Origin of the sequence: Flavisolibacter ginsengisoli DSM 18119, from assembly GCF_900129295.1 — a bacterium.
GTDB classification, from domain to species: Bacteria; Bacteroidota; Bacteroidia; order Chitinophagales; family Chitinophagaceae; genus Flavisolibacter; species Flavisolibacter ginsengisoli.
Genome location: NZ_FQUU01000004.1, coordinates 110,028 through 134,689 on the forward strand (window position 1 = coordinate 110,028; position 24,662 = coordinate 134,689).

Sequence of the window (24,662 nt, forward strand, 5' to 3'; positions counted from 1 at the left end):
AGCATTTTCCATTCAATAGAAAAAGCCCATCTTTCGATGGGCTTCAAAGTTCGGAATTTTTTTAATACTATTATTGCTTTTGAGCTCTTGTCGTATCAATATTTCCCTGTGGATTTTGTGCTGGAGGCGTATCTGAGATATCAAGCAACTCCATTTCAAATACCAGGATCTCGTTTGGTCCAATCTTGGGACCGCTTCCATTTGGTCCATAAGCAAGCGTGGAAGGAATGTAAATATTTGCCTTACCACCTTTTGCCAGTTCTCTTGCTCCCATATCAAAACCAGGTATTGATCCACCCATGCCTGCCTGTAAAGGAAAAGTGCCGGAGTCAAATACTTCACCTGATAATTTATGCCCTTTGTAGCGTACAGTACCATACTGTCCAACTTTTAACTTTGGTCCCTGGCCCGGGTTGAGGATCTGTACATAAACACCCCAACTTGTTTTTTGAGCCTGGATATTATTCTTAGCCAGGTACGCTTCAATGGTTTTTGCGTCCTTGCTTACCATTGCCTGGGCTGCTGTATCTTTCTTAAACTTTTCAAGGCTTTCTTTTTCCATCTTATCTGCGTTCGCTATCCTGTCCTTATTAACAGCAGCCTGAGCTTCTTCAGGCGTCTTGAAAACTTCAAGCACCTTGATGGTAGTAATGAACTCCTGTCCTTTTTTGATCTTAGCCTGCTCTGCCATCTGCGGGTTCTGCTTGATCAATGAATCCGTAGATTGCACCATATAGATGCTATCACCGTTTTTTGCATTCATAAAGATCTCCATGATATTAGAGCCTATATCATTGTAGCTAAAGGTGGCTGGTATGGGCTGGATCTGGATGAACTGGGGTTGACCCATTTTGTAGGAACTATACAAAACAGAATCCTTTGTTTTCTGGATCACCTCAAACTTAACAATGTTGTTTTGTTTAATGGAATCACCTTTCCCATTACCAAAAACCTTATACGGTACACCTGCCTTTGTTTTTTTAAAATCAACGCTGTTGCATGCTGCAAAAAGCATAGCTACAGACAAAACACCTAGAATAGTTTTTGAAAATTGCATTTGGATTGTTTAATTATTGTAAAAGAGAACTATTTTCTTTAATTGCATTTTTAAATTTCTGAACAGTTTCCTGCAAAGAAGCAGAATCATTTCCGCCGGATGCATTATAATGGCCACCGCCATTAAAATATTTGCGGGCAAATGTATTACAGTCAAACTGACCTTTGCTCCTGAATGACCATTTTCTTTCTTCATCCCTGTCAATGACACAGCCTACAAGTTTGATTCCCTGTATAGATAATGGATAATTTACCAAACCCTCTGTATCTCCTGTTTTGATCTCATATTTAAGCAATTCTATCTTAGATATATAGATCAGAGCAGTGTTAAGCTCATAAAATATCTCCATCCTGTTCGTGAGTACATGACCAAGGAAACGAAGCCTGTTCTCCAGGAAATTGTCATACAGTGCTTCATGAACCTTTGTATGCTCCAGGCCGTGTTCCTTTAAAGCGGCTACCATATGATGCACATTGGCGGTGGTAGATGAAAAGCGGAAGGAACCAGTATCAGCAACTACCCCGGCATACAGGCATTCTGATATTACTTTATTGATCTTATCCCTGTGACCGGAATTGACAATCAGGTCATAGATCATTTCGCAGGTAGAGCTTTTCCCAGTATTGGAAATACCATAATTGAAAGAAGCGCAATCAGGCTCCTGGTGGTGGTCTATCAATATTTTTACGCAATCAATGGCCGCAAGTTTTGGAGCCATGGACTTGGCCCTGCTGAAATGATTGTGATCCAGGCAAAATAACCATTCTGTCCGGTCAAGAATTTCGTTGGCTTCCACCTTATTCAGTTCATAATCCAGCACCTCGCTGACACCATCCATCCAGTTCAGCCAACGGGCCCAGTTGGTTGGAGATATGACAATGACATCATGCCCAAATTCCTTTAGAAAATGAAACAATGCCAATGCCGAGCCCATAGCATCGGCATCAGGTTTCTGATGCATAGTAATCACGACGCGCTTTGGGTCCTTCAATTGACCATATATTTCCTGTATTGCCTGCATAAAGAGCGGCAAAAGTAGGGCAAAGTTTGTTGTTTCGCTTTTAGTATAGCAGGATTAGGCTTTTTATTAAGTTTCCATCCAGGTATGCCTGTCAAATGGCCTTTCCAGCCTACATTATGAAGTCATTGACGCTTGTTCATAGAAACTCCAGTCAGGTGTTTATTAGAATAGTTTGTATCTTTTTGATATGGATCAGGGTCTTATAACGACCATAGCCATGGGAATTGCCCTCAGCGCCACTGCAGGCTTCAGGGTATTCCTTCCTATGCTTGCAGCAGCTGTAGCAGGCCATTTTAATATAATACACCTGCCACCAGATATGGGGTGGCTAAGCAGTTGGACATCTATTATATGCTTCGCAACGGCCGCAATAGCGGAAATAGCCGCTTATTACATACCATTTATTGATAACCTGCTTGATACGATCGCTACACCCTTGTCGGTGGCAGCGGGAACATTACTTGCGTTTTCCATACTTCCCCTTTCCGGCCAGGAACCCATTGTCAGGTGGGGACTTGCCTTCCTGGCGGGTGGTTCCACTGCCGGTACTATCCAGTTGGGAACCGGCCTGTTGCGGTTGTTAAGCAGTAAGGCAACCATTGGCACCGGAAATGCAGTAGTGGCTACAACCGAGAATGTCGCTGCAGTTACAAGCTCCTTATTAAGCTTTGTCATTCCTGTCATGGTGGCATTGCTACTTTTGATCTTATGTGTTTGGGTTGTCGCAAGACTATTTAAAAGAATAACCCGCAGACGACCCCTCTGATTTCAATGTCTAAAGCATCATTACTTTTTATATAAAGTAGTATTGCAAGCAGCTACCAATACAATATTGATAACCAATGCTTAATTAATATAATCATTATTACACCTTCCTCCTATTCACCATTAAGGCCAGTTGATAGTTACTTCATACCTACCTCCTATCAACAGTATAGTAACGGTATAGATACTCCGTGCTGGTACGGAGTATCTATACCGTAGATAGGTAGTTGATAGGAAGTAAAGCAGGCGAAACTATATGGTAAGTGATATTTATGGTAGGGTGTTAGGACAAACTGTCAGCTCTGCAATAATCAAACAACAGCATGTTAAGTTTTGAACAACACTCTTGATTACTAAACCACAGAACGTTAGCTAATCGATAAGTTCTCCCTATTTTTGCGGCCAAATTTGAAAAATAAGAGTAATGACTAACAGAACATTTACAATGATTAAGCCTGATGCCATGAAGAATGGCCATGCAGGTGCTATATTGGATAAGATCATTAAATCGGGATTTCGTATCGTGGCATTGAAGCAAACCAAATTGACAGAAGAGAAAGCCGGTGAGTTCTACGCGGTACATAAGGCAAGGCCTTTTTACGGCGAGTTAGTGGAATTCATGAGCAGTGGTGTGATCATAGCGGCTATTCTTGAAAAAGATAATGCAGTTGCAGATTTCAGAACTCTGATAGGTGCCACCGATCCTTCCAAGGCGGATGAAGGGACAATCAGGAAACTTTTCGCTACTTCTGTAGGCGAAAATGCAGTACACGGGAGTGACAGTGATGAAAATGCAAAGATCGAAGGTGATTTCTTCTTCTCCGGACTGGAGCAGTTCTAATGCTTTCGGTATTTCCAATAAAAAAAGGTTGATGGTTTGCAAGCCATCAACCTTTTTTATAATATTTGATCTATCTTTTGATGAAACAGTATTAATATAATTTCAATTCCTGTTTTCTTTGATCAGATCTCTTTGGTTTTCTTCCTGATCATTTTATTTTCCACAGGCTCCACTTTATACCCTGCTTTTCTCAACAAATTTATCACTCCCCTGTCTCCAGGCAAATGACCTGCACCCACTGCTACTACCAACGACTTGCCGGGCAACAAACCATCGAGCTTCCTGGCCCAGTTAGCATTGCGGTTGTATAAAAGCATATCAGCAAAATTCTTGATGCCCAGGTCTTCATTTTTGGTGAGCTCTTCCATTTTATCCAATTGTTGATCCCGGTAAGCGTTGGTCAGTGTCTGCATTTCATTGTCTTCGTTTTTATTACCTTCCTCTACCATTTTTACCAGTTGCTTTGCCTGGAAACCGTAAGGAATGCTATCGAATATGCTCATTTGATATTCCATAGTTTCCATTCCTTTTATGCCCACATCATTCCTTTTGGCTTCTTTCATGATCAGTTGCTCCATGGATATCATATTGTCGCAAGCCCCTGCCTGCTTTTCCATGATCATAGATGCTGCCAGGAGAGGCTTGTAAGTTTCCAGCATGGAAAAAGGAATCATGGAGCTATTTTCTTTGAAATAGTTTTTTACTTTTTCATACTCTTCTTTTGAAAGAAGATCAGATAACGTGGTGTCATTTCTCATCTTCATTTTGGTCATGGCGGCCATCATTTCAAATAGGTTGTCCATGTCCAGTTCCAAATACACATTATCGGCCTTGCGAATGGCATTTACCAGACTATCACTCAGGTCAATATCATCAGCACAAAGCATATGCATGGTTCCGAAAAGATAGGATGGCTGCACAATATTCTTACCCGTAATGCGCCATAGCAATGTGTTGTTGGCTGATGTTTTCTTTACAGGCTGACCATTGGCTACAAATGCAATTATAGCCAGTACCCCAAGCCACAGAATTCTTTTCATGTGAGCAATTTACGTTTTCAATTGAATAACAAAATGGTAAGATCCACAGTTTAACAAGGACTAATAAAAAACCTCTGTCCAGTAGCGGGAAAACCTTGTACCCCATTTTACATTCAACTCTGATGGATCAATGTCAAGTCCCATTTCCTGCTTGATAGCTAATAAGGGAAGGTTTACGCCCGCCCCCAGTGCAGCTACAATGGTACCCTGTACCCGGGGGTTTACCTCTACCAACAAAGGTTTGCCTGAAGCTGATCTTTTTAACTGGATGCCTATATTGCCATGCAGGCCTATAAGAGATATGAGTCTTTTGCAGTAATCAATGATGTCATTGTCATTCACAAACTGGCCCTGCACACTAATACCATTGATCATTTTTGTGCGCAGCCTTGGAACAATCAGTTTAGCTTCTCCATTTTGTGCCAGGCAGTCTATGGAATATTCTTCTGCAGGCAAATACTCTGTAACCAGCAACTCGGGGAATGCCTGTGATGAAAGGATCTTTAAGGCATGTGCGTATGTGATGAAGACTGTAAATGGTTTGTTTTTAAACAACTCGTCAGATTCATTGATGGAATCAGATACTACCCTGAAGCCCCTGCTGCCGTTGGAAAGAGAAGGCTTAAAACAAAATGATCGTTGCGGATGCCCCAGTTCGTAGGCGGCGTGTATAAATTCTTCTGTTGTCCTGGCAATATGAAATCCAGGAAGCTCGAATCCTTTTGTTTGCAGGAAACGGTAACAGGCTGATTTATCATTGGAGCTCCTGATAGCCTCTGCAGATGACACCAACACTTTCGTACCCTGTAGTTCAAATGCCTGTTTATTTATTGAAAGCGGGAATAATTCTTTGGTGACCAGGGGCAACAAAATATCGATCTTTTGATCATGACATATCTCCAACAATTTATCCGTATACTGCGGATCATCAGCCATTGGCACCTGGATAAATTGATGATGCAGATACCTGCCTATGGCATTAGGATCTGCATCTGCTACCAGGAGGTTTATGGAAGGATCGCTAAGCAGGCATTTGATGATACCAGGCGCACCAGGTGCTCCTGCACCTGTCATTAATACATTCAATGCTTTTGCTGGCATCTGTTGGTTTTTGATTAAGCCTGGACCACAGCTTCCAATCCATACACCTGGTCCTGGAACTTGAGTGAAGGTGAAGGTAAGAATTCTCCTAATCCAAGCTTATCCCATTTGGCATCTACCGATTTGATGGTAGCTTCATCTGAAACGATAATATTTGGCCAGTCCCGCTGGAAGTTGTCCATTTCTTTGCTTTTAATGGTTCCATCAAGGCCCATGCAGGAATAGGTTTTTGATTCATCAATACTAGAAGGACGTTGAACGAGGGTATTGTCTCTTTTAGGATCCAGGTTATTGCAAAAGCGCCATAAGGCTACTGTAAGGTCATTGGCATTGACAGTATGCTCTACATAAAGCACCATTTTCACTGCTTCCATTTCAGGAGCCTGGCAAAGCTGTTGATGTAAATCCCTGACCTGGCCTTTCTTTGATTTCTTTACAGAAATCACCAATACCGGGATATCTTTTTTCAGCAGGGAAGTATTTACTGCGTGTACCTCATCAAACTTGTCAGCAATAGTATTCAGCCAGTCATTATTTATAGATTTCCATGCGCTTGTATCATCTTTTTCTTCTTCATACTTTGCTGTACCGTCGATACACATTTTGCCACCAAATCCAAGCTTGCTGCAGCTATGATCCAGGACATCCATTGGTCCCTGGGAAAAATAAATATCTGCTGCCGGGTCAAGGTTGCTGAATGCATATTGGGCTAATTTCTCATAGTCCTGTATCTGCACCCCGGTATCTGCCACCACCAGTATCTTATTGAACATCATCTGCCCTGCTCCCCACATAGCATTCATCACTTTTTGTCCCTGCCCTGCATATTCTTTTTTGATCTGGGCAATGACCAGGTTATGGAATACACCTTCCACCGGCATATCCATGTCCACGATCTCAGGCACCATGGTCATTTTCATTGGTGCCAGGAATATTCGCTCAGTAGCCTTTCCCAGCCAGGCATCTTCCTGCGGGGGTATTCCAACAATTGTAGCAGGATAGACAGCGCCTTGTTTATGCGTGATGCAGGTAATATGAAAGCGAGGATACCAATCAGGCAAAGAATAATAGCCGGTATGGTCTCCAAAAGGACCTTCCCAGATCAGTTCATCTGCGGGATCAACATAACCTTCAATTACAAAATCAGCATCTGCAGGCACTTCTATTTCAGGTTGTGTTATACATTTTACCAGCTCTACTTTTTTCTTACGAAGGAAGCCAGCCAGCATGTATTCATCAACATTCTCTGGTAAAGGAGCTGTGGCTGAATAAGCATAGGCAGGATCTCCACCCAATGCAACAGCTACAGGCATTTTCCTACCGAGCTTTTTATATTCATTGAAATGCTTTGCTGAAACTTTGTGCTTATGCCAGTGCATCCCGGTTAATTGTGGTCCGAATACCTGCATACGGTACATGCCCACATTACGGGTAGATGTAGATGGGTCTTTTGTATGGATCACGGGGAGTGTAACAAACGGACCACCATCTTTAGGCCAGCAGGTAATTACTGGCAATTTGGAAATATCAGCATCCTTTCCCTGCCAAACCACCTGTTGGCATTCTCCTCTTCCTGATCGGACCTTCGGCATCCAGCTGGCGAACTGCCCGAGCTTAGGCAGCAATTTTAATTTATCAACTATGCTTTCTTTAGGAGAAGCAAGCATTTTAAAAAGAGCTTCAATATCATGAGCTACATCATCCAGGTGATTGACACCCAATGCCAGGCACATTCTTTTTTCACTGCCATAGGCATTCATCAATACAGGAAAATCGTAGCCGGTATTTTCGAAAAGCAAGGCCTTGCCACCGCCGGGAGTTTTGCTGATGCGGTCTGTGATCTCTGCTATTTCCAATTTGGGATCGACGTATTCTTTGATGCGAACCAGTTCGCCCTCACGTTCCAATACATCTATGAACTGCTGTTGATTTTTATATGCCATGAGACCCCAAAAGTAGGAACCGATGACTTATAAATTCATGAGAATTGTTATTTAGAAAACTTTAGGGCATCCATAACCTCCACGTCCACCACTTTTGCCTTCCCCTCCACCAAGGGCGAAGGAAAGATGCAGACCCGAAAAATAGTAATAATCCTTTGCCTTGGGATTGCCGCGTGTAAACCCTTTGGTTGGGTAAGCTGGATTGCCTATTTCATCACCCCTGTAGGACAGATCCACGGACTGCTGGCCCTTACCTGCTAAAAGATCGGCAGGATCTGCATAGCCACCACTTACATCATCAAGATAATCAGTAAAGGTTTTGCGAAGGCCCACTTCAAGGCCTATTTGCACCCTGTCGCTAATGGCATATTTTATACCTGCGCCAAAAGGAAGCGAGAGTTGCGTCAATGTGTAAGGTTTTTCCGGATATCCTTGCAAACCCTGGCCTTCGGTGCTGAGAGGTTGCAGGTACACTTTAGTTTGGGTAGAGTCGTAAGTAAAAGGATTGAAATGAAAAAGAGCAAGACCACCAAAAACATAAGGCGTCCAGCGGGTATCATCTATATTAAAAATATCATACTGAGCAAGCACACTGAATTCAGTGATTTTTGACTGGAAACTTAAATTGCGGGCTATTAATTCAGGCTTGTCGCTAAGGCTATCTGCACCTGCAATTTTTCCCAGGGTCAAACCTGTCCTGATACTGAATCTTTGTGCAATGGGAAAAGATGCGGTGATACCAAAAGCAGCTTTTGAGCTTTTATATAATTTATCGGTAAGGTCGCCCTGGTAATTGGATAAGCCCCCGAAAATTCCCAATCTAACCTGGCTAAATGATGGTAAAGTGATAATGGATACAAGAAAATAAACAATGGTTTTTCGCATCAAAGGGAAATTTTATTCCTATTTAACAAATTTAAGGCCGCTTTATTGTACTAAAGGCATTAAAAGCACTTTTGAGAATCAAGTTTCTGCAATTCAAACGGCCAGCAGCAGACAACATACGTGTCTTATTTATTTTCTGAAGGAACGTCAGTAACCAAATCATCCAGGTGATTCATATTCACTACGTTGGCTGCTGTCCACCTGATATTAAACAAGCCGCCGGCTAACAACTTAATATTTGTAAATCCCTTTTGCACCAATGTATTTGCAGCCATGTAAGCCTCGGGTGAACCGGAAAATGCATACACGTAAACAGGTTTATTTCGATAAGACTGAATCTCATTATCCCGGGAAGCTAATTCTGTATAGGGAATGTTGACTGCATTTTTCATATGGCCAATGTTCTTATAACTTTCTTTTGCTTTGTTAGAAACCTCATCCTGGGTTCTTACATCAAGGATAAGGTGATCTGTTTTATCTTTTACCAGATTTCCAAATTCAGCAGAGCTGATAATGCTGTAACTGACGGCAGGAATATATAAGCCTTTACATGACGTGTTTTTATTGCTTGTCAATAACCACCTGTCAATACCTTCCAGCAAAACTGAAACTTTTGCAAAGCCTTTATCAACCAGTAAGCTGGCTGCTTTTGCTGCATCAGCACCAAAATTATCTGTCAGTATGATTTCTTTGTTCCCTGGGAGATTATTGATTTGTGATGATAGTTCATCCAGGGCAATATGCATGGTGTTTTTAAAACTTCCCATGGCATTGACCTTTGGATTGGAAGTAATATGTTGCCAGGCTGAATCAGGACGCACATCCAGTAATATGATATTCTTTTGATGATCCTTCCACTGACGGCACAGATCTGTAGCGGGGATAACTGCATATTTATTTTTCGTTTCCAGCAAGGTTTTGCTGCAAGGCACCTGGTCATCATCCAGAGCCCTGATTGCTGTCATACCGCCATTGATGTTAATGACATAATGAAAACCACTATCTGCTAGCAACTTACTGGCTCTTCGGCTCCGCTGGCTATGCGAGCAATAAACAAAAACAGGTTTGTCTTTATAAGCGTCCAATGAATGCAATTGTTTTGGCAACTCCCGCACATCTATATTTATGGCATTTTTCAAACGCCCGATATTCAATCCTGTGCTGAAAGAAGTGTCATTAAATTCTCCCGCTGATCTTACATCAAGTATAAGAGCACCAGGGTATTTCTTCAATTCCCCGCACAAGCTTTCCGGGTACACTGTTTTAAAAAGGAGGTTATCATTTTTATACTGAGCACGGCAACAAAAAATAATCAACAGGAAGGGAAATAATAGTACCGTCTTTTTCATCTTCAATGTTTTTATTAATTAATATATATAAGTTAGGGAACAATTTGAGCCCTAATGTTATGAATGGAAACCCTTCCAGTAATTATTATTGTAATCATTCCCAGGATTATTCTGGATAAGGGGAAACAGCTGTAGAGGGTAAAGGACAAAAATGAATTCCCCCGTCACAATTAAACCGGGTGATGCGCTCCTTCGGAACGTCGGTTTTTTGCACAATTATTTAGGGAAAACAAGCCTTTCTTTGTAACTTTAAAATACAACTCCAGCATCCTGCAAAAAGCTGTTTTTTTACCAATTTTTCGTGGCAAAGCTTTTGAATCAATACAAAAAAAGATTGGTTATGTACTTAATGGAAATTGCCGGGGATATTACTGAAAGGATCCAGGAAATTGCTTTTGGATTATCTATCATTATTTCAGGATTATTCCTGCTTGAGTATAAACGCTTTACACAAGAACAGGAAAAACAGGAAATGATAGATGGTTTTTTAAATGACAACTGATCCTACTGCAACTACATCAGTAGAAAAAGTGCTGAAATTTGTTCCCTTTCAGATACTTCAAAATATACTTTACATACCTTTTTATTTGAGGTCATTATTTCTGCAACTCCGGATGAACCTGGTTGATAGTGCACAGATAATTCAATAATTGATACCTTCAGCCTTTTTAAATAGTAAGAACAGATGAATGTCAAGATTGAATCGTCCTGGAAAACCCAATTAAAGGATGAATTCAAAAAGCCCTATTTTAAGAATATTGCAGAACATTTAAAGACGGAAAAAGCGCAGGGCAAAGTTATTTATCCTCCAGGCCCATTGATCTTTAATGCATTTGATAAAACTCCTTTTGATAAAGTAAAGGTGGTCATTCTCGGACAGGACCCATACCATGGTCCAAAACAAGCTATGGGACTAAGTTTTTCTGTGCCTAAAGGCATACCTGAACCACCATCACTGGTAAATATTTTTAAAGAACTACAGGATGATGTAGGCATACCCATTCCGAAAGATGGTGACCTGACCCCATGGGCGCTTCAGGGTGTACTTTTATTAAACGCTTCTCTTACCGTGAGGGCCGGGGAGCCGATGAGTCATTCTAAAATTGGCTGGCATACCTTCACCAATTGTGTGATCCAGACACTGTCGAACAAAAAGGAGCATATTGTATTTCTGTTATGGGGGAAGTTTGCACAGGAAAAGGTGGAGTTGATCAACACAAAAAAGCACCATATATTAAAGGCAGCACACCCCTCTCCGCTTAGTGCTCATAACGGTTTTTTCGGGTGCAGGCATTTTTCTAAAACAAATACCTATTTAATGAAACAGAATTTGGATCCAATTGATTGGGCTTTATAATATTTGCACATGAATTTATTGAAGAATATACTGGGAAGAGTCTTTGCATTGTGGTCTTTATTGGTTTTTGCTGTTTCGCTACTTGTTTATTTTATACCCATATGGATAACAGGCTTGTGGCCGGAACCAAAAAGAACTATTTATGTGTTTAAGATATTTGATATATGGATGACTACTTTTTTTATTTTCTCAGGTGTAAAAAGAAAGATCACAGGTAAAGACAACTTTAAAAAAGGGCAGGTTTACGTAGTGGTGTGCAATCACAATTCTTTCATGGATGTGCCACTATCAAGTTCAGCAATTCCCGGGGCTAATAAAACCATAGCAAAGGATGAAATGGCAAAAATTCCGGTATTTGGCACTATTTATAAAAGAGGCAGCGTGCTTGTAAACCGGAAAAGCGAAGAAAGTCGTAGGGCCAGCTACACCAAAATGAAAGAAGTACTAAAAATGGGTTTACATATGTGCATCTACCCGGAGGGAACCCGTAATAAAACATCGCAACCACTGCAACGTTTTCATGATGGTGCCTTTAAGTTGGCTGTGGAAACGGGGAAAGCGGTTATACCAGCAGTTATATTTAATACAACCAAAGTGCTCCCAACGAACAAGACCTTTTTCTTCTGGCCTCAGCAGGTTGAAATGCATTTCCTTCCTGCCATTGAATCCCCGGGCAGATCTACTCAGGAATTAAAGGAGGAAGTGTTTGAAGTAATGAAGAACTATTACTTAAATCATCAATAGTTAACAAAGGTCCTGGTACGGTTGATTCTCAGATCCTGGAGAATGGAAGATTTAGGACTAATGCTAATATTAAAATAGCGATAGTTACCAATGGGCGTAACGTTAATGGCCATTTGCCAGCAATGCATGTCCCTGGAAATGGACATTGTAAAGGTGGTCAGCTGCTTGGTTTTAAAATCATAAAAGCCATTTGTAGTAAAATTCCATTTGGGAGTAAGGCTGAAACTGTTATTAAAGGAAGCACTGGAAGTGACAGAAGTCTTGAACTTCTTTGTCTCACGGTCAAATTGCTTAAAAAAGCTCAAAGAATAAGATAATCCAATTGACCAGGGAATATTGAAATCTACAAATTCGGCTGGATTCCTTCGCATATAATCCTGCAATCGCTGTTCATCTGCCATCAACGCCGGGTCATTAATATGTCGCCCGATTTGTGCATTTGGATTGGTTCCCTGTTTCGGATCGCGGGGTTTGCTCTGAAACTGAGTGGACATGGAGATACTTCCTGATCTCAATTGCCCAATATTTACACGACCATCACTCCAGGCATATCTTTTAGTTTGTCTACCCAATGTGTCATATAAATAAGGATCCAAAAGACCTTGTGCGGAAAGACTTAGTTTTTCAAACAGTGTGCTTCTGAGGTAAAGATTAAAAGGTTGCAATTTGAAGGAATCCAAAAGGAAGTTATACCCGCTCTGGAAACCAAAACCATCTATCAGCCTGATCTTTTTAATGGCCGCATCGCCTGTATCTTTTTTACTGCGCCATTTCATTTCAAGGTTATTATCCACCCCAAAACTGATGCCCCCGAACCTGCCATAGCTGTAGCCGGTAAATATCCTGTTATTAACGAATTGGGGCAGCGCTGAAATATGTCCAAAAGTATCAACCTGTATCACATCATATTTTCCTTTGGAAAGATTAGGCGTATAATTTAAACTAAAGCTTGGGCGTATCACGTGACGAATGGCCATGAGCCTGGACTTTTTAAATGCCAGGGTTCCATAAATATTTGTATTGACCCCCAGTGAAAAGCTCATACGCCTGTCTGTAAAAAAACCTTTTTCATTTGAGAGGGTATCCACCTTACCTGCAACAGGATTCCACTGGCGTCTCAATCTATGGGTAAGCCAGGTCTCTTCATACGATATTGAAGGAGATACTATGAATTTTCCTAATGGTGGCAAGGAAAGACTAATGGGAAAACGGTGTTGTGCACCCCATTCTAATGTATCCAAAAGACTGCTAATGGTATTAGAAGCTGTGTCATAAAAAGATAATTGATTCCTGGCTGAAACAGTATAGCCCAATCCTATTTTCTCATACCATTTGGGAGAGCCAATCACCTCTTTACGCTGAAATGGATAAAAAGTACTGATATTAAACCCTGCATCCGGCAATGTAAGGTTCATCAAATGGTTAACACTATTCTGGCTTTGGTTCGCACTCATGGTAAAATTCATGGGTGTGGTCCCGGTCCAGGTCCTGGAATAGTTGATAGAAGATTGCTGGGTGTTTGTTACATTTCGAATAGGATTATCTGATATATACGAGTTGTATTTTGAGGATCCAAAATTCACATTTGCACCGAAGTTGGTTCCGGGTTTTGCCTTACTGTCAACAGAATGATTCCAGGAAATATTAAAGGTCTTATTAACACTAAAATCCGGATCACCTTTAAAATTCTGCTTATTACGTATCAGGCTTATATTCAGCGATCCATAGTAATGGTAGCGTCTCCTGTAGGTAGGTGTCAGGTTAACCATCCAGCCACCATAAGAATAGATATTCCCCCTGAGTGTTACATCTACATAATCATTCAGCACATGGTAATAGCCGCCATTGATCAGCCCTATACCATATTGTTCATTTACCTCAAAAGTTGGCGCCAATATACCCGAATGCCTACCGGGATTCAAAGGGAATAATCCAAAAGGCAAATAAATAGGTATGGGAACGCCTTCAAATTCCGGATGAATGGGCCCTGTAATAGCTATTTTATTATTTATGAATTTTCCTTTACTGCTTACAAAACCAAAATGAGGTTCATCATAATCGCAGGTAGTCATGATGACATGCTTTGCAAATGTGGTATTGGCGTTAACTTTCTTTATAAGATTGGCTTGCACCCACATATCCTGTTGCTTGGTGTAGGTATTGAACGTCAATCCACGCTGTGTTTTAAAATTATAGGTTATGGTATCGCTTTCGAAATTCTGTTCCGTACCCTGCTGAAAGCGTGCCCGCGTTGCCACATTGCCAAGGCTATCCCTGGAATTATAAGCCGTAACGATGCCTGTTTCCTGGTTGATCAACACTTTAGGTGCAGTAAGTGTTACATCTTTATAGATAGTTTTCGTTTTTCCGTAGAGAATGAACATTTTATCCTTAACCAGTAATACTGCGCTATCCTCAGCTTCATATTCAACAGGAGCATCCAATGTATCTTTTGACATTCTTATTGAGAATGTATCTATTTTAGGAGTCGGGGGAAGTGTATCAGAACGTTGTAAGGAATCGCGTAATGTATCAGTGCTGCGGGAAATAGAATCATTCCTGGTAACACTGTCCCTAAGGTTATTTTTACGAACTGGTATTGTGTCGGATGTTAAAGTGCTGTAAATTTCAGGCGTGAATAAACCATGGGCCTGGGTTTTACACGTTATGGCAATGCTAAATGCAAGAGCTGCAAATACAAAACAGAAATATTTTGGCCTAAATTTGTGCAGTTGAGCCATAAGGATGTTAAAACAAAAGTAACCCTTTGAAACTTAAACAATTTGTGAAGATTAAACCGTCAAACAAAATCTGATATGCTTAAAAAAACTTTAGTGCTTGCTTCTTTCCTTGCAGGTTCTGCTCTTCTCTATTCATTTACTAAAGTTACTCCACACCAACAGGTTTTAAAGACGATAATTATTGATGCCGGCCATGGTATTATGTCAAATGGTGGGTACAATGGAGCTCGTGGTTCTTATTCTTATGAGGACGAGATCTGTCTTTCAGTTTCAAAGAAATTAGTGGCAATGGTTGCCAAAGATCTTCCCAATATTAAGATCATTGAAACCAGGCCAACAAAATATATAACAGATCTGCATGAACGAGCAGATATAGCTAACCAGAACAGGGGCGATCTATTTGTGTCTATCCATGTAAATGCAATGCCTCCTATTCAAAAAAGGGAATTTCTTGGATATAAAACCCATGTATATTATACGGGCAAAGGCAAGAAAAAGAGAAAGCACTCAAGTAAGGTAGCCCAGTATAGATACTATGAAGTACCCAATACATCAGCACGTGGTACTCAAACCTATATTTGGGGTGCACACAAAAGTGAAGACAAAGAAGTGGCGGTGAGAGAAAATGCCCCAATGCTTGCTGAAGACAACTATAAGGAGAAATATGGGGATATAGATCCTAACTCCCCTGAGTTTGTTGCACTTTCACTGGTAAAAACAAGGCAATTTGCTAAACGAAGTGTAACCCTTGCTGAAATGGTTGAAGATCAGTTTTCTAAAGTTGGGCGTATCAGTGGCGGAGCCCACCAGCGCCAGGTTGGTATATGGGTATTACAAGCCACTGCTATGCCCAGTATATTAGTAGAAACTGGCTTCATAACCAATCCCCAGGAAGAAGAATACCTGAATAGTGAAACAGGACAAACAGAAATTGCTCAATGTATTACCAATGCCCTGAAGAATTACGTTGACTGGTTGGAAAAGAAACAGAACAATAATGCTGTAACCAGCTTTAGCTCTCCCAAAAAATCTATTAGTGCTGATTCTTTCCTGCAGGATGTAGAACTGGCTGAAAGAAAACATGCTTCCCGGTAATATTATATAATAATTACCTCTATAGGAAATAGTCATGGTTTGAGATAACTCAATTGTCCTGCTGTTTTTAATACTCCATGCTATTTGAATTTTAGCCTGCAATTCCAGGCTTTTATTGCATTACATACTTGGTATGATTTTTTAAACAACCCTGAGGCAGTAAGAGGTCGTATTATAAGGTTGGGAATTTATTTCTTATTTTGGGACAGAAATCTGTAATTCAATTAGTGATTAGAAAATAGCCTGTGAGAATATTATGACAGGGATGGATAAAATAAAGATTATACATGAAATTAACCAATGAAACTAAGGTAGGCTTACTGGCTATTGTTTCTATAGTTGTCCTCGTTTTAGGTTTTAACTTTCTAAAAGGGAAAAGCTTATTTTCTAAAACACCTGTCCTTTTTGCGGAATTCTCAAATATTGGAACCCTGGAAAAATCTAACCAGGTAAAAATAAATGGACTCCCGGTAGGTACTGTATATACTATGGTGCCGAAAGATATGGAAGTCAACAAGATCATTGTTGAAATTCATTTATCCCGTGAGGTCAACATTCCAAAAAACTCTGTAGCTTTTATTGATGGTCCTTTAGTGGGGGGGGCATTTATTAATATTACCAAAGGAGATGCAAATGTATACCTGGCCTCCGGAGATACTATATCTACTAAACTAGACCAGGGACTGATCAGTGATATCAAAGCACAGATAACTCCTACCATCACTCGTGTAAATGAGACACTTGATTCGCTAAAGCTAACCATTGGAGCGATGAATGATATTTTTGATCCAAATACCAAAAACAATATGCGTAGCCTGATAGCCAACCTGGCTATCTCTTCCGGTCACCTGCAACAAATGCTTAATGTACAAAGCGGTATGCTGGGAAAGTCGCTCAGTAACATGAACTCCATTACCGGTAACCTGGCTGCGAATAATGATGCTATTACCAGTTCCATAAGAAATGTTGAGGTGACAACTTCCAAATTAGCTAATTCTAATATTGATGGTACAGTAGCTGCCATGCAGGCAACGATCAATGAATTAAAAAATACTATTTCAAGCTTTAACAGCAGTAAAGGAACATTAGGATTATTGATGAATGACCGAGGTATTTATGACAGGCTGGACAATATGACAAACAGGTTAAATACTGTGGCTTTAAGTGCAGAAATATTGTTTGATGACATTCGTGTTCACCCCAAACGCTACGTTAATATTTCAGTTTTTGGTGGAAAGAACAAGGGTGAGCCTCTAACTTCGCCTGTAGCCAAAGATACCCTTGTGGTCAAGCAATAAGATGAAACAAAAGTTCACTTCTCTCCTATTCTTTTTTTTCTTTCTTTTTTCGTTTGCGCATGCACAGGTTGCTACAACTGATACTAATAAGGTCAATATCATCAGGGCAAATTTTTTATACCTGAAGCCAGAAGGTCAACTTCAAATATTGTCAGGCAATGTGCAATTAAGCCAGAACAATACACTATTTTATTGTGATAGCTGCATTATAAACAGCAGTGCCAATACATTTGAAGCATTTGGCAATGTTCATATTAATGACAGTGACACCACTAATGTATATGCTAACCACCTGAATTATGTCGGCAATAAAAAAATGGCCTATCTGAATGGCAATGTAAGACTCAGCGACGGACATGCTACACTGACTACAAAACAATTGGATTATGATGTAGCATCAAAGATTGGAACATATCATAATGGAGGTAAGGTAGTCAATAAAAAATCAGTGCTAACCAGTCGAGAAGGTGTTTATTATACTGATATACGTGACATTTATTTTAAAGACAATGTTGAGCTGAAGGATCCGGCATATTATTTAAAAACCGACTCACTGCTGTATAATACAGAAACACAGGTAGCCAGATTTATAGCTGAAACATTTATTAAAGACAGTGCAGGCAAAACTATAACCACAAAGGAAGGTTATTACGATGTTGCGCATAGCCGGGCGGAATTTACTTCACGCACCACAATAAAAGATAAGGCAATGACTGCCACCGGCGACAGGATAGCAAGTGATGATTCTACAGGAATTATTCAGATAGAAGGCCGGGGAGTATTAATAGATACTGCACAGGGAGTAAATATTTTGGCCAATCGCATCTTTGCCAACAAAAAGACCAGTGCCTACCTTGCCACGCAAAAACCGCTGATGATCATAAAACAGGAAAAGGATTCCTTGTATGTAACAGCAGATACCTTATTCTCTGCCAGGCTAACAGACCTTTATAAAAATTCGGACAGCCTGTTAAAGCTTATCGGTGTAAAGGAAAAAGACAGTACCAACAGGTATTTTGAAGCCTTCAGGCATGTCAGGATATTCTCAGATTCCATGCAGGCTGTAAGTGACAGCATGTTTTATTCTTTCAAAGATTCCATTTTCCATTTATATCAAAACCCGGTAGTTTGGAGCAGAAAAAGCCAGATGACCGGTGATACTATTTACCTGTATACCAAAAACAAGAAAGCCGATAAGATCAGGACTTTCGAGAATAGCTTCATGGTAAATGAGGTGCAGCCAGGAGTTTATAACCAGGTAAAGTCCACACGCCTGGATGGATATTTTAAAGAAGGTGTTATAGATTCTGTGCGTGCCCGTGGTGCTGCAGAATCCGTATATTTTATCCAGGACAAGGATAGTGCTTTTACAAGTGTTAATAAAACCAGCAGTGATGTCCTGGATGTATTCTTTTTGAAGGGAGAAGTTTATAAAGTAATACTAAGAAGCTCAGTAAAAGGAACACTTTTCCCAATATCTAAAAAGCATCCTTCCGAAATGCACTTACAGAATTTTCAGTGGTTGGAAGAAAAAAGGCCTAAAACAAAGTATGAATTATTCGAGTAAAGGATATTGTTGATATTTTACGAAATCAAAGTCTATATACCAAATAGTTTTGCCTGCAGTATATAAATTAATGCCCCGGAAAAGTATCCCATAAGTGCCAGCCAACTGATCTTTTTGAGATACCACATAAAATCTATTTTCTCTATACCCATAGCAGCCACCCCTGCCGCTGATCCAATAATAAGCGCACTTCCTCCCGTGCCCGTGCAATATGCCAGGAACTCCCAGAAATAATGGTCTGTGGGATATTTATCTAAAGAGTACATTCCCATAGATGCAGCTACCAATGGCACATTATCCACAATAGAAGAAATAAGGCCAATGGAAAGAACAATTATGTTCATATCCTTAATGTTGGCATCCAGAAATCCTGCAAGGATAGTCAGTTGCCCGGTGGATTCGAGGGACGCAATGGCCAGTAAAATGCCCAGGAAGAACAGGATGCTGGGTGCATCAATTTTTCTTAGTGCATAGGTAACTGTATAAAATTTGCGGTCAGCCTCATCTTTGTCCCGATGCAATATTTCAACTATAACCCATAACAAACCGAGACCTAATAAAATACCCATGAAAGGGGGAAGATGGGTTACTGTTTTAAAAACCGGTACCAGCAAAAGAATTGCAATACCAGAAAAAAATACAATGTTCCGGTTTCTTTCCAGTGGTTCAGATTCATTTGTATCTATGTCTGCGGCTGGTCTTGTCACATTCCCCTTGAGGATAAACCTCAACGCAATCAATGGAACAAGCAGACACACCATACTAGGAATCAATAATTTGATTATTATGTTATATGCTGTTATCTGCCCTCCTATCCACAACATTGTTGTGGTGACATCACCTATAGGTGACCAGGCACCTCCGGCATTAGCTGCAATAACCACCGCACCAGTAAACATTAATCGATCATTCTTTTCGTCCATTAGTTTCTTCACCAGTGATACCATTACAATGGTTGTGGTAAGATTGTCTAATAATGCCGATAGAAAAAAAGTTAGCAGGCAAATGATCCATATAAGTTTTTTCTTATTAACTGTGGTAATACGCCTGGTAATGATCTCAAAACCATCATGTGCATCAATCAGTTCAACTATAGTCATTGCCCCCAGCAGGAAAAAAAGAATTTGTGAAACCTCACCGAGGTGACGGCTAAGGTTATTTTCTACCACCTTAACATCACTGGCATACAGTATGTAAACTGTCCAGCAAAGTATACCGGTAATTAAAGCAATGGCCGCCTTATTAATTTGCACTTTGTGTTCCAGTGCAATAGCCAGGTAACCAATTAGGAAAATAGATAGTAACAGCCCTGCCATAGTCTTTTTGTTGTGATCAATAATTCAGATTAACATTTGGAACTCATGCAAATAAACGCATAATGAAATTTACAGTCGGGTTTGAGCTGCAGTTTCTACATAACCATGTTGAGAAATAGATTTTTCTATAATTTTTATCCAGACAGGGCTACTTGCATATACACGCAAGTTTTGGGGTCATTTTGCGTGTTTATCCACAAATCTTAATATTTACATAAAAATCTTGCGGTTTTTTGCAGCTATTTACTTTATTTTGGTGCGAATTGTACTAACGAATGCTTAAAAGAGAAAGACAGGCCTATATTCTTCACCAGGTGAACCTGCATAATAAAGTTCTGTCTGCTGACCTCAGCCACCATATAAATGTATCAGATGATACAATTCGCAGGGATCTTCAGGAATTAGCTGAATCTGGCAAACTCATCAAAGTTCATGGCGGAGCCCTTTCTCCCTCCTTTCATCATGGAAACCAATCTTCCCGTGAGATCTACTCTTATACTCAAAAGAAAATCATCGCCCAAAAAGCTGTTTCCTTAGTACAGGATGGCATGTTCATATTAACAGGCGGTGGAACAACCATCATTGAGCTGGCCAGGGTATTACCCAGCCAATTACATGCAACGTTTATATCCGGCAGTATTCCAGCTATATATGAATATATGAACCATCCTAACATTGATGTTATCGTAATTGGTGACAAGATCTCCAAGAATTCAAAAATCACTGTTGGGCTTGAGGCTATTTCAAGAATCCGGTCATTAAGAGCAGATCTCTGCATATTAGGTATCAATGCCATTAACCTTGAGAATGGCGTATCTGATAATGATTGGGAAGTAGTTCAGATCAAAAAAGCGATGATCGAATCTTCAAAAAAGCTGGTATGCCTGACTATTTCTGAAAAGATCAATTCCCAACAACCGATACAGGTTTGTGATATACAGAAGATTGATACGCTAATTACTGAATTACCACCTGATGACCCTCTTTTAGAACCTTACATAAAAGCAGGAATTACAGTATTATAATAATAACGGAGCTATATATTTAAAAAGGATGAGTGTTACAAGCAGACATTTTTTTATTGGACAATTAAAGTTTAAACCGCTTAACATGAGAAGACTTCTACAATTGGCATTCCTAAGTATTGGAATGCTATTATTTGGTTTTTCCGGTCTTGCACAGGAAAGACCCATTTCCGGTAAGGTTACCGGGGATGATGGTACACCCCTGATAGGTGTAACTGTATTAATTAAAGGTACTGACCGGGCCACACAAACTGATGCGGAAGGACGTTTCACTATTTCCGCCCACACTGGGCAGACCCTTCATTTCTCTTCTGTAGGATATAATGCACAGGATGCAGTTATAGGTGAAGGAAATGTGGTATCCATGAAACTTACTACCTCTTCAAGTAATGCTCTTGAGGATGTTGTTGTTGTAGGGTATAGTACTCAAAAAAGAGGGAACCTGACTGGAGCTGTATCAACTATTGATGTTAAGAAAACATTAGGTGGCCGACCTATAGCTGATGTAGGAAGAGGCTTACAGGGTGCTGCAACAGGACTTAGTGTAACAATTCCCAGTGGAGAAGTAGGATCTGACCCTATTATTAAAATCAGGGGACAGCTAGGATCATTGCAGGGCGGAAGCTCTCCATTGATATTGCTGGATAATGTTGAAATTCCAAGTATCCAGGTAGTAAATCCTAATGACATTGCTTCCATTACTGTTTTAAAAGATGCCGCCTCTGCATCTATTTATGGTTCCAAAGCATCATTCGGAGTGATACTGATCACAACAAAAAAAGGTTCAGGAACTGGAAAGCCACAAATAAACTATTCCAACAATTTTTCATTCCAGAATGTATGGAAAGATCTTAAAATGGCTGATGTGGATGGCCTGAGATACACTGTAGATGCAGCAGAACGTATAGGTGTAACTACTCCTACTGGTGCATTTTATTATGTAGACAGGGCTAGTTATGAAAGAGCAGTTGAATGGAAGGAAAAATATGGCAGTACTGTAGGTGCAAACGACCCTACGGTGTTTGGCAGGGACTGGTATGTCCAGGGACCTTCCAACCAGAAAATGGGTGTTAGAACTTATGATCCCTACGATTATATGGTTAGGGAGTGGGCTCCTACCCAACAACACGATCTGTCTGTAGGCCTTACGCAGGGCAAAACATCATATAACCTGGGACTTGGCTTGTTGGATCAAAGCGGTATGATGAGACCTGCTAAAGCAGATAAGTTTTCCCGTTATAATGTTTCAATGAAAATATCCAGTGATATCAATAAGTACCTCACCATTCGGGGTGGCGCACTGTATTCCAGGAGAAATAAAGAATACGCTTATGCTACCAGCTCTACAACGGCTGATCCCTGGTATTATTTATACCGCTGGAGTTCATTGTACCCATTGGGTCGCGATGAAAACGGGGACCTGATCCGCAGCCCCTATAGTGAGATAGCCTCAGCCAACACAGCTAATATTTTACAGAATTATGCGAATTATAGCCTTGGAGCAACTGTAAACATTACGAACAACTGGAAAGTAGATTTTGATTATACTTTTTCTAACCAGGACGAAACCTGGAAAAGACCGGGAACAAGGTTCACTGCAAGGAACTCCTGGGCAGCCCCTAAGGCCCGCTTAGATGCAGATGGTAATCCAGTATACGTAGATAGTACCGGAAAAGTTGTTTCCAGCACTGCTCCTGGTGCCACACGCGCTTTTGATCTGTCATATGATACCTATACCTCAGCTGGATCAAACCCGGATCATTTTGCACGGACAGCAACCAACTTTTTCAGTAATACTATAAATGCTTTAACCACATATAACCTGAAATTTAAGGAAGATCATGCCTTTAAATTTATACTGGGTATTAACCGGGTTACTGCTACAACAGAGTGGCAATCTTCACAGGTAACCAATATGTTGGACATCTCTAATCCACAAATTCCATTTGGTATCGGAACGGCAACTATTGATGGTGATAAAAGATGGGAATCACAATTAGGATATTTCGGACGCATCAATTATGCTTTCCAAAACAAATATCTTTTGGAAGGAAACTTACGTTACGACGGATCTTCAAAATTCCCGAAGGAATTATGGTGGAGATGGTATCCCTCAGTTTCAGCAGGTTGGGTAGCGAGCGAAGAAAGCTTTATGAAATGGACAAAACCTGTAGTGAGTTCTCTTAAGTTCAGAGGCTCATGGGGTTCAATTGGAGATCAAAGTGTGTCCAACAGATTATACCTGCCTATCATGCCTAACGGTCAATCAACATGGATCAATGGATCAAGGGTAAGTTATGTAGGCTCCCCTGCTGCCATTGACGCCAATATCCAGTGGCAGGATATTATTAGTAAAAATGTCGGTGTAGATCTTGGACTTCTAAATAATAAAATCAATATTTCTTTTGATCTCTTTGAAAGAAACACTGAAAACATGATCGTGCCGCAGGAAGGCATTCCTTTAACTTTTGGAACGAACGCACCTCTTGGAAATTATGGCGCCCTGTCAACAAAAGGCTGGGAATTATCCCTTGATTTTAACCACAGGTTTGATAATGGCCTAGGCATTAATGTTAGAGGAAATATCTCGGATGCAAAAAGCATTTTAACCTCTTATGGTTCAGGCACCCAGGTGACCAGTAATTATAATGGTAAAACGATAGGTGAAATATGGGGATATCGCACAGACAGGTTGTACCAGAATGAAGATTTTGAGCTGGATGCAAATGGTAAGCCTATTTTAATTACACTTACTCCTGCAGAAAGTGCTTTATATGCAGGGAAAAAAGCTTATAAATTAAAGGCAGGTCCTAATGGTAAGATGCCGGTTTATCAGGCCTTTTTACAAAATTCATCCAACTTCTTTTTCGGCCCTGGCGATGTGAAGTTCAGGGATGTAAATGGCGATGGTGAAATCAATAATGGCAAGGGTACTTTAGCTGATCATGGTGACCTTGAAATGATAGGTAATTCAACACCTCGTTACGAGTATGGTTTCAGACTGGGAGCAGACTTTAAAGGTTTTGATATCAGTGCCTTTTTCCAGGGCGTAGGTAGCCGCCAAATATGGGGTGACGGAATGCTTGCTATCGCAGGATTTAATTCCGGTGATGGTGCCATGCCTGAAGCTTTTGCTGGCAATTACTGGAGGCCTGATAATACAGGAGCATTTTATCCTGCTGCATATAATAATGCAGGTAGTAATGCTGCCAATAACATGCAGGTTCAGGACAGGTATCTTTTGGATATGTCCTATCTCCGTTTGAAAAACTTCACAGTGGGTTATTCTCTGCCAAAATCCCTGATGAATAAAGCCAGGATTAACTCCTTAAGAGTATATGTAGGTCTTGAAAACTTTATTACATGGGATCATTTAGGAGATCTGCCAATAGATCCTGAAACTATCAGCGGATACTCTATGTGGAATGGTTCGAACTATAATTCAGGTCGCACAGGAATGGGAGTTCCGGCCTTTAAAAGTGTTTCAGTTGGTGCACAATTAAATTTTTAAAAACTA

At 40.4% G+C, this 24,662-nt stretch carries 19 protein-coding genes; 10 read left to right on the forward strand and 9 right to left on the reverse strand.

The features are described 5' to 3' along the window. Window positions 1-70: 70 nt before the first annotated feature. On the reverse strand, window positions 71-1,057 hold the full coding sequence (locus BUA53_RS06015) for an FKBP-type peptidyl-prolyl cis-trans isomerase (protein WP_072834456.1): 987 nt from the start codon (window positions 1,055-1,057) through the stop codon (window positions 71-73). A gap of 13 nt (window positions 1,058-1,070) precedes the next feature. Continuing rightward, a complete protein-coding gene (locus BUA53_RS06020; RefSeq protein ID WP_072834457.1) occupies window positions 1,071-2,078 on the reverse strand; it encodes a DHH family phosphoesterase in 1,008 nt (335 codons plus the stop codon). Window positions 2,079-2,265: 187 nt separating this feature from the next. On the opposite strand from BUA53_RS06020, the gene BUA53_RS06025 reads away from it, so the two are divergent. Together BUA53_RS06025 and BUA53_RS06030 are read left to right on the forward strand one after the other, a co-directional pair. Then, entirely contained in the window at window positions 2,266-2,844 is a 579-nt protein-coding gene (locus BUA53_RS06025; RefSeq protein WP_072834458.1) for a DUF4126 domain-containing protein, read from the forward strand. A 423-nt stretch (window positions 2,845-3,267) separates the two neighbouring features. Then, entirely contained in the window at window positions 3,268-3,684 is a 417-nt protein-coding gene (locus BUA53_RS06030) for a nucleoside-diphosphate kinase (RefSeq protein ID WP_072834459.1), read from the forward strand. 122 nt (window positions 3,685-3,806) lie between these two features. On the opposite strand, the gene BUA53_RS06035 is transcribed toward BUA53_RS06030, so the two are convergent. The 5 genes from BUA53_RS06035 to BUA53_RS06055 all read right to left on the reverse strand — a co-directional run bounded on the left by BUA53_RS06035 (window position 3,807) and on the right by BUA53_RS06055 (window position 10,002). Further along, the gene (locus tag BUA53_RS06035; RefSeq protein ID WP_072834460.1) at window positions 3,807-4,724 is read right to left on the reverse strand and encodes a TraB/GumN family protein; all 918 of its coding nucleotides are present in this window, start codon (window positions 4,722-4,724) and stop codon (window positions 3,807-3,809) included. 60 nt (window positions 4,725-4,784) lie between these two features. Beyond that, window positions 4,785-5,825, reverse strand: coding sequence for an ATP-grasp domain-containing protein (locus tag BUA53_RS06040; protein ID WP_072834461.1), 1,041 nt, complete (start codon window positions 5,823-5,825; stop codon window positions 4,785-4,787). A gap of 14 nt (window positions 5,826-5,839) precedes the next feature. Further along, entirely contained in the window at window positions 5,840-7,768 is a 1,929-nt protein-coding gene (locus tag BUA53_RS06045) for a menaquinone biosynthesis decarboxylase (RefSeq protein ID WP_072834462.1), read from the reverse strand. Window positions 7,769-7,819: 51 nt separating this feature from the next. After that, complete coding sequence (gene porG / locus BUA53_RS06050; RefSeq protein WP_072834463.1) at window positions 7,820-8,653, reverse strand: type IX secretion system protein PorG; 834 nt, start codon at window positions 8,651-8,653, stop codon at window positions 7,820-7,822. Window positions 8,654-8,778: 125 nt separating this feature from the next. Beyond that, window positions 8,779-10,002 (reverse strand): rhodanese-like domain-containing protein, encoded by a 1,224-nt coding sequence (locus BUA53_RS06055; protein ID WP_072834464.1) that lies wholly within the window; start codon window positions 10,000-10,002, stop codon window positions 8,779-8,781. Between the two features lie 340 nt (window positions 10,003-10,342). Between BUA53_RS06055 and BUA53_RS21180 the strand changes: the two genes are divergently transcribed. The 3 genes from BUA53_RS21180 (at window position 10,343) to BUA53_RS06065 (ending at window position 12,103) form a co-directional block, all read left to right on the forward strand. Continuing rightward, window positions 10,343-10,504 carry a hypothetical protein gene (locus tag BUA53_RS21180; RefSeq protein WP_217652942.1) on the forward strand — a complete coding sequence of 54 codons (162 nt, stop codon included), beginning with the start codon at window positions 10,343-10,345 and terminating at the stop codon, window positions 10,502-10,504. A gap of 183 nt (window positions 10,505-10,687) precedes the next feature. Next, window positions 10,688-11,359, forward strand: coding sequence for a uracil-DNA glycosylase (gene ung / locus BUA53_RS06060; protein WP_072834465.1), 672 nt, complete (start codon window positions 10,688-10,690; stop codon window positions 11,357-11,359). A 9-nt stretch (window positions 11,360-11,368) separates the two neighbouring features. Continuing rightward, complete coding sequence (locus tag BUA53_RS06065; RefSeq protein WP_072834466.1) at window positions 11,369-12,103, forward strand: lysophospholipid acyltransferase family protein; 735 nt, start codon at window positions 11,369-11,371, stop codon at window positions 12,101-12,103. Here BUA53_RS06065 and BUA53_RS06070 read toward each other — a convergent pair. Further along, window positions 12,097-14,844: a putative LPS assembly protein LptD gene (locus BUA53_RS06070; RefSeq protein ID WP_072834467.1), complete on the reverse strand. Its 2,748-nt coding sequence runs from the start codon at window positions 14,842-14,844 to the stop codon at window positions 12,097-12,099. The two genes, BUA53_RS06065 and BUA53_RS06070, sit on opposite strands and share 7 nt — an antisense overlap. A 75-nt stretch (window positions 14,845-14,919) precedes the next feature. Here BUA53_RS06070 and BUA53_RS06075 point away from each other — a divergent pair, with 75 nt between their 5' ends. From BUA53_RS06075 to BUA53_RS06085, 3 genes are all read left to right on the forward strand, one after another. Beyond that, complete coding sequence (locus BUA53_RS06075) at window positions 14,920-15,939, forward strand: N-acetylmuramoyl-L-alanine amidase family protein (protein ID WP_072834468.1); 1,020 nt, start codon at window positions 14,920-14,922, stop codon at window positions 15,937-15,939. Between the two features lie 287 nt (window positions 15,940-16,226). Continuing rightward, the gene (locus BUA53_RS06080; RefSeq protein WP_072834469.1) at window positions 16,227-17,237 is read left to right on the forward strand and encodes an MlaD family protein; all 1,011 of its coding nucleotides are present in this window, start codon (window positions 16,227-16,229) and stop codon (window positions 17,235-17,237) included. Between the two features lies 1 nt (window position 17,238). Then, window positions 17,239-18,804, forward strand: a complete 1,566-nt coding sequence (locus BUA53_RS06085; RefSeq protein WP_072834470.1) for an OstA-like protein — start codon at window positions 17,239-17,241, stop codon at window positions 18,802-18,804. 32 nt (window positions 18,805-18,836) lie between these two features. Here BUA53_RS06085 and nhaD read toward each other — a convergent pair whose 3' ends face one another. Beyond that, window positions 18,837-20,120 carry a sodium:proton antiporter NhaD gene (nhaD, locus tag BUA53_RS06090; protein WP_072834471.1) on the reverse strand — a complete coding sequence of 428 codons (1,284 nt, stop codon included), beginning with the start codon at window positions 20,118-20,120 and terminating at the stop codon, window positions 18,837-18,839. Between the two features lie 275 nt (window positions 20,121-20,395). On the opposite strand from nhaD, the gene BUA53_RS06095 reads away from it, so the two are divergent. Together BUA53_RS06095 and BUA53_RS06100 are read left to right on the forward strand one after the other, a co-directional pair. Then, on the forward strand, window positions 20,396-21,145 hold the full coding sequence (locus BUA53_RS06095) for a DeoR/GlpR family DNA-binding transcription regulator (RefSeq protein ID WP_072834472.1): 750 nt from the start codon (window positions 20,396-20,398) through the stop codon (window positions 21,143-21,145). Window positions 21,146-21,230: 85 nt separating this feature from the next. After that, window positions 21,231-24,656 carry a SusC/RagA family TonB-linked outer membrane protein gene (locus BUA53_RS06100; RefSeq protein WP_072834680.1) on the forward strand — a complete coding sequence of 1,142 codons (3,426 nt, stop codon included), beginning with the start codon at window positions 21,231-21,233 and terminating at the stop codon, window positions 24,654-24,656. Window positions 24,657-24,662 lie beyond the last annotated feature (6 nt).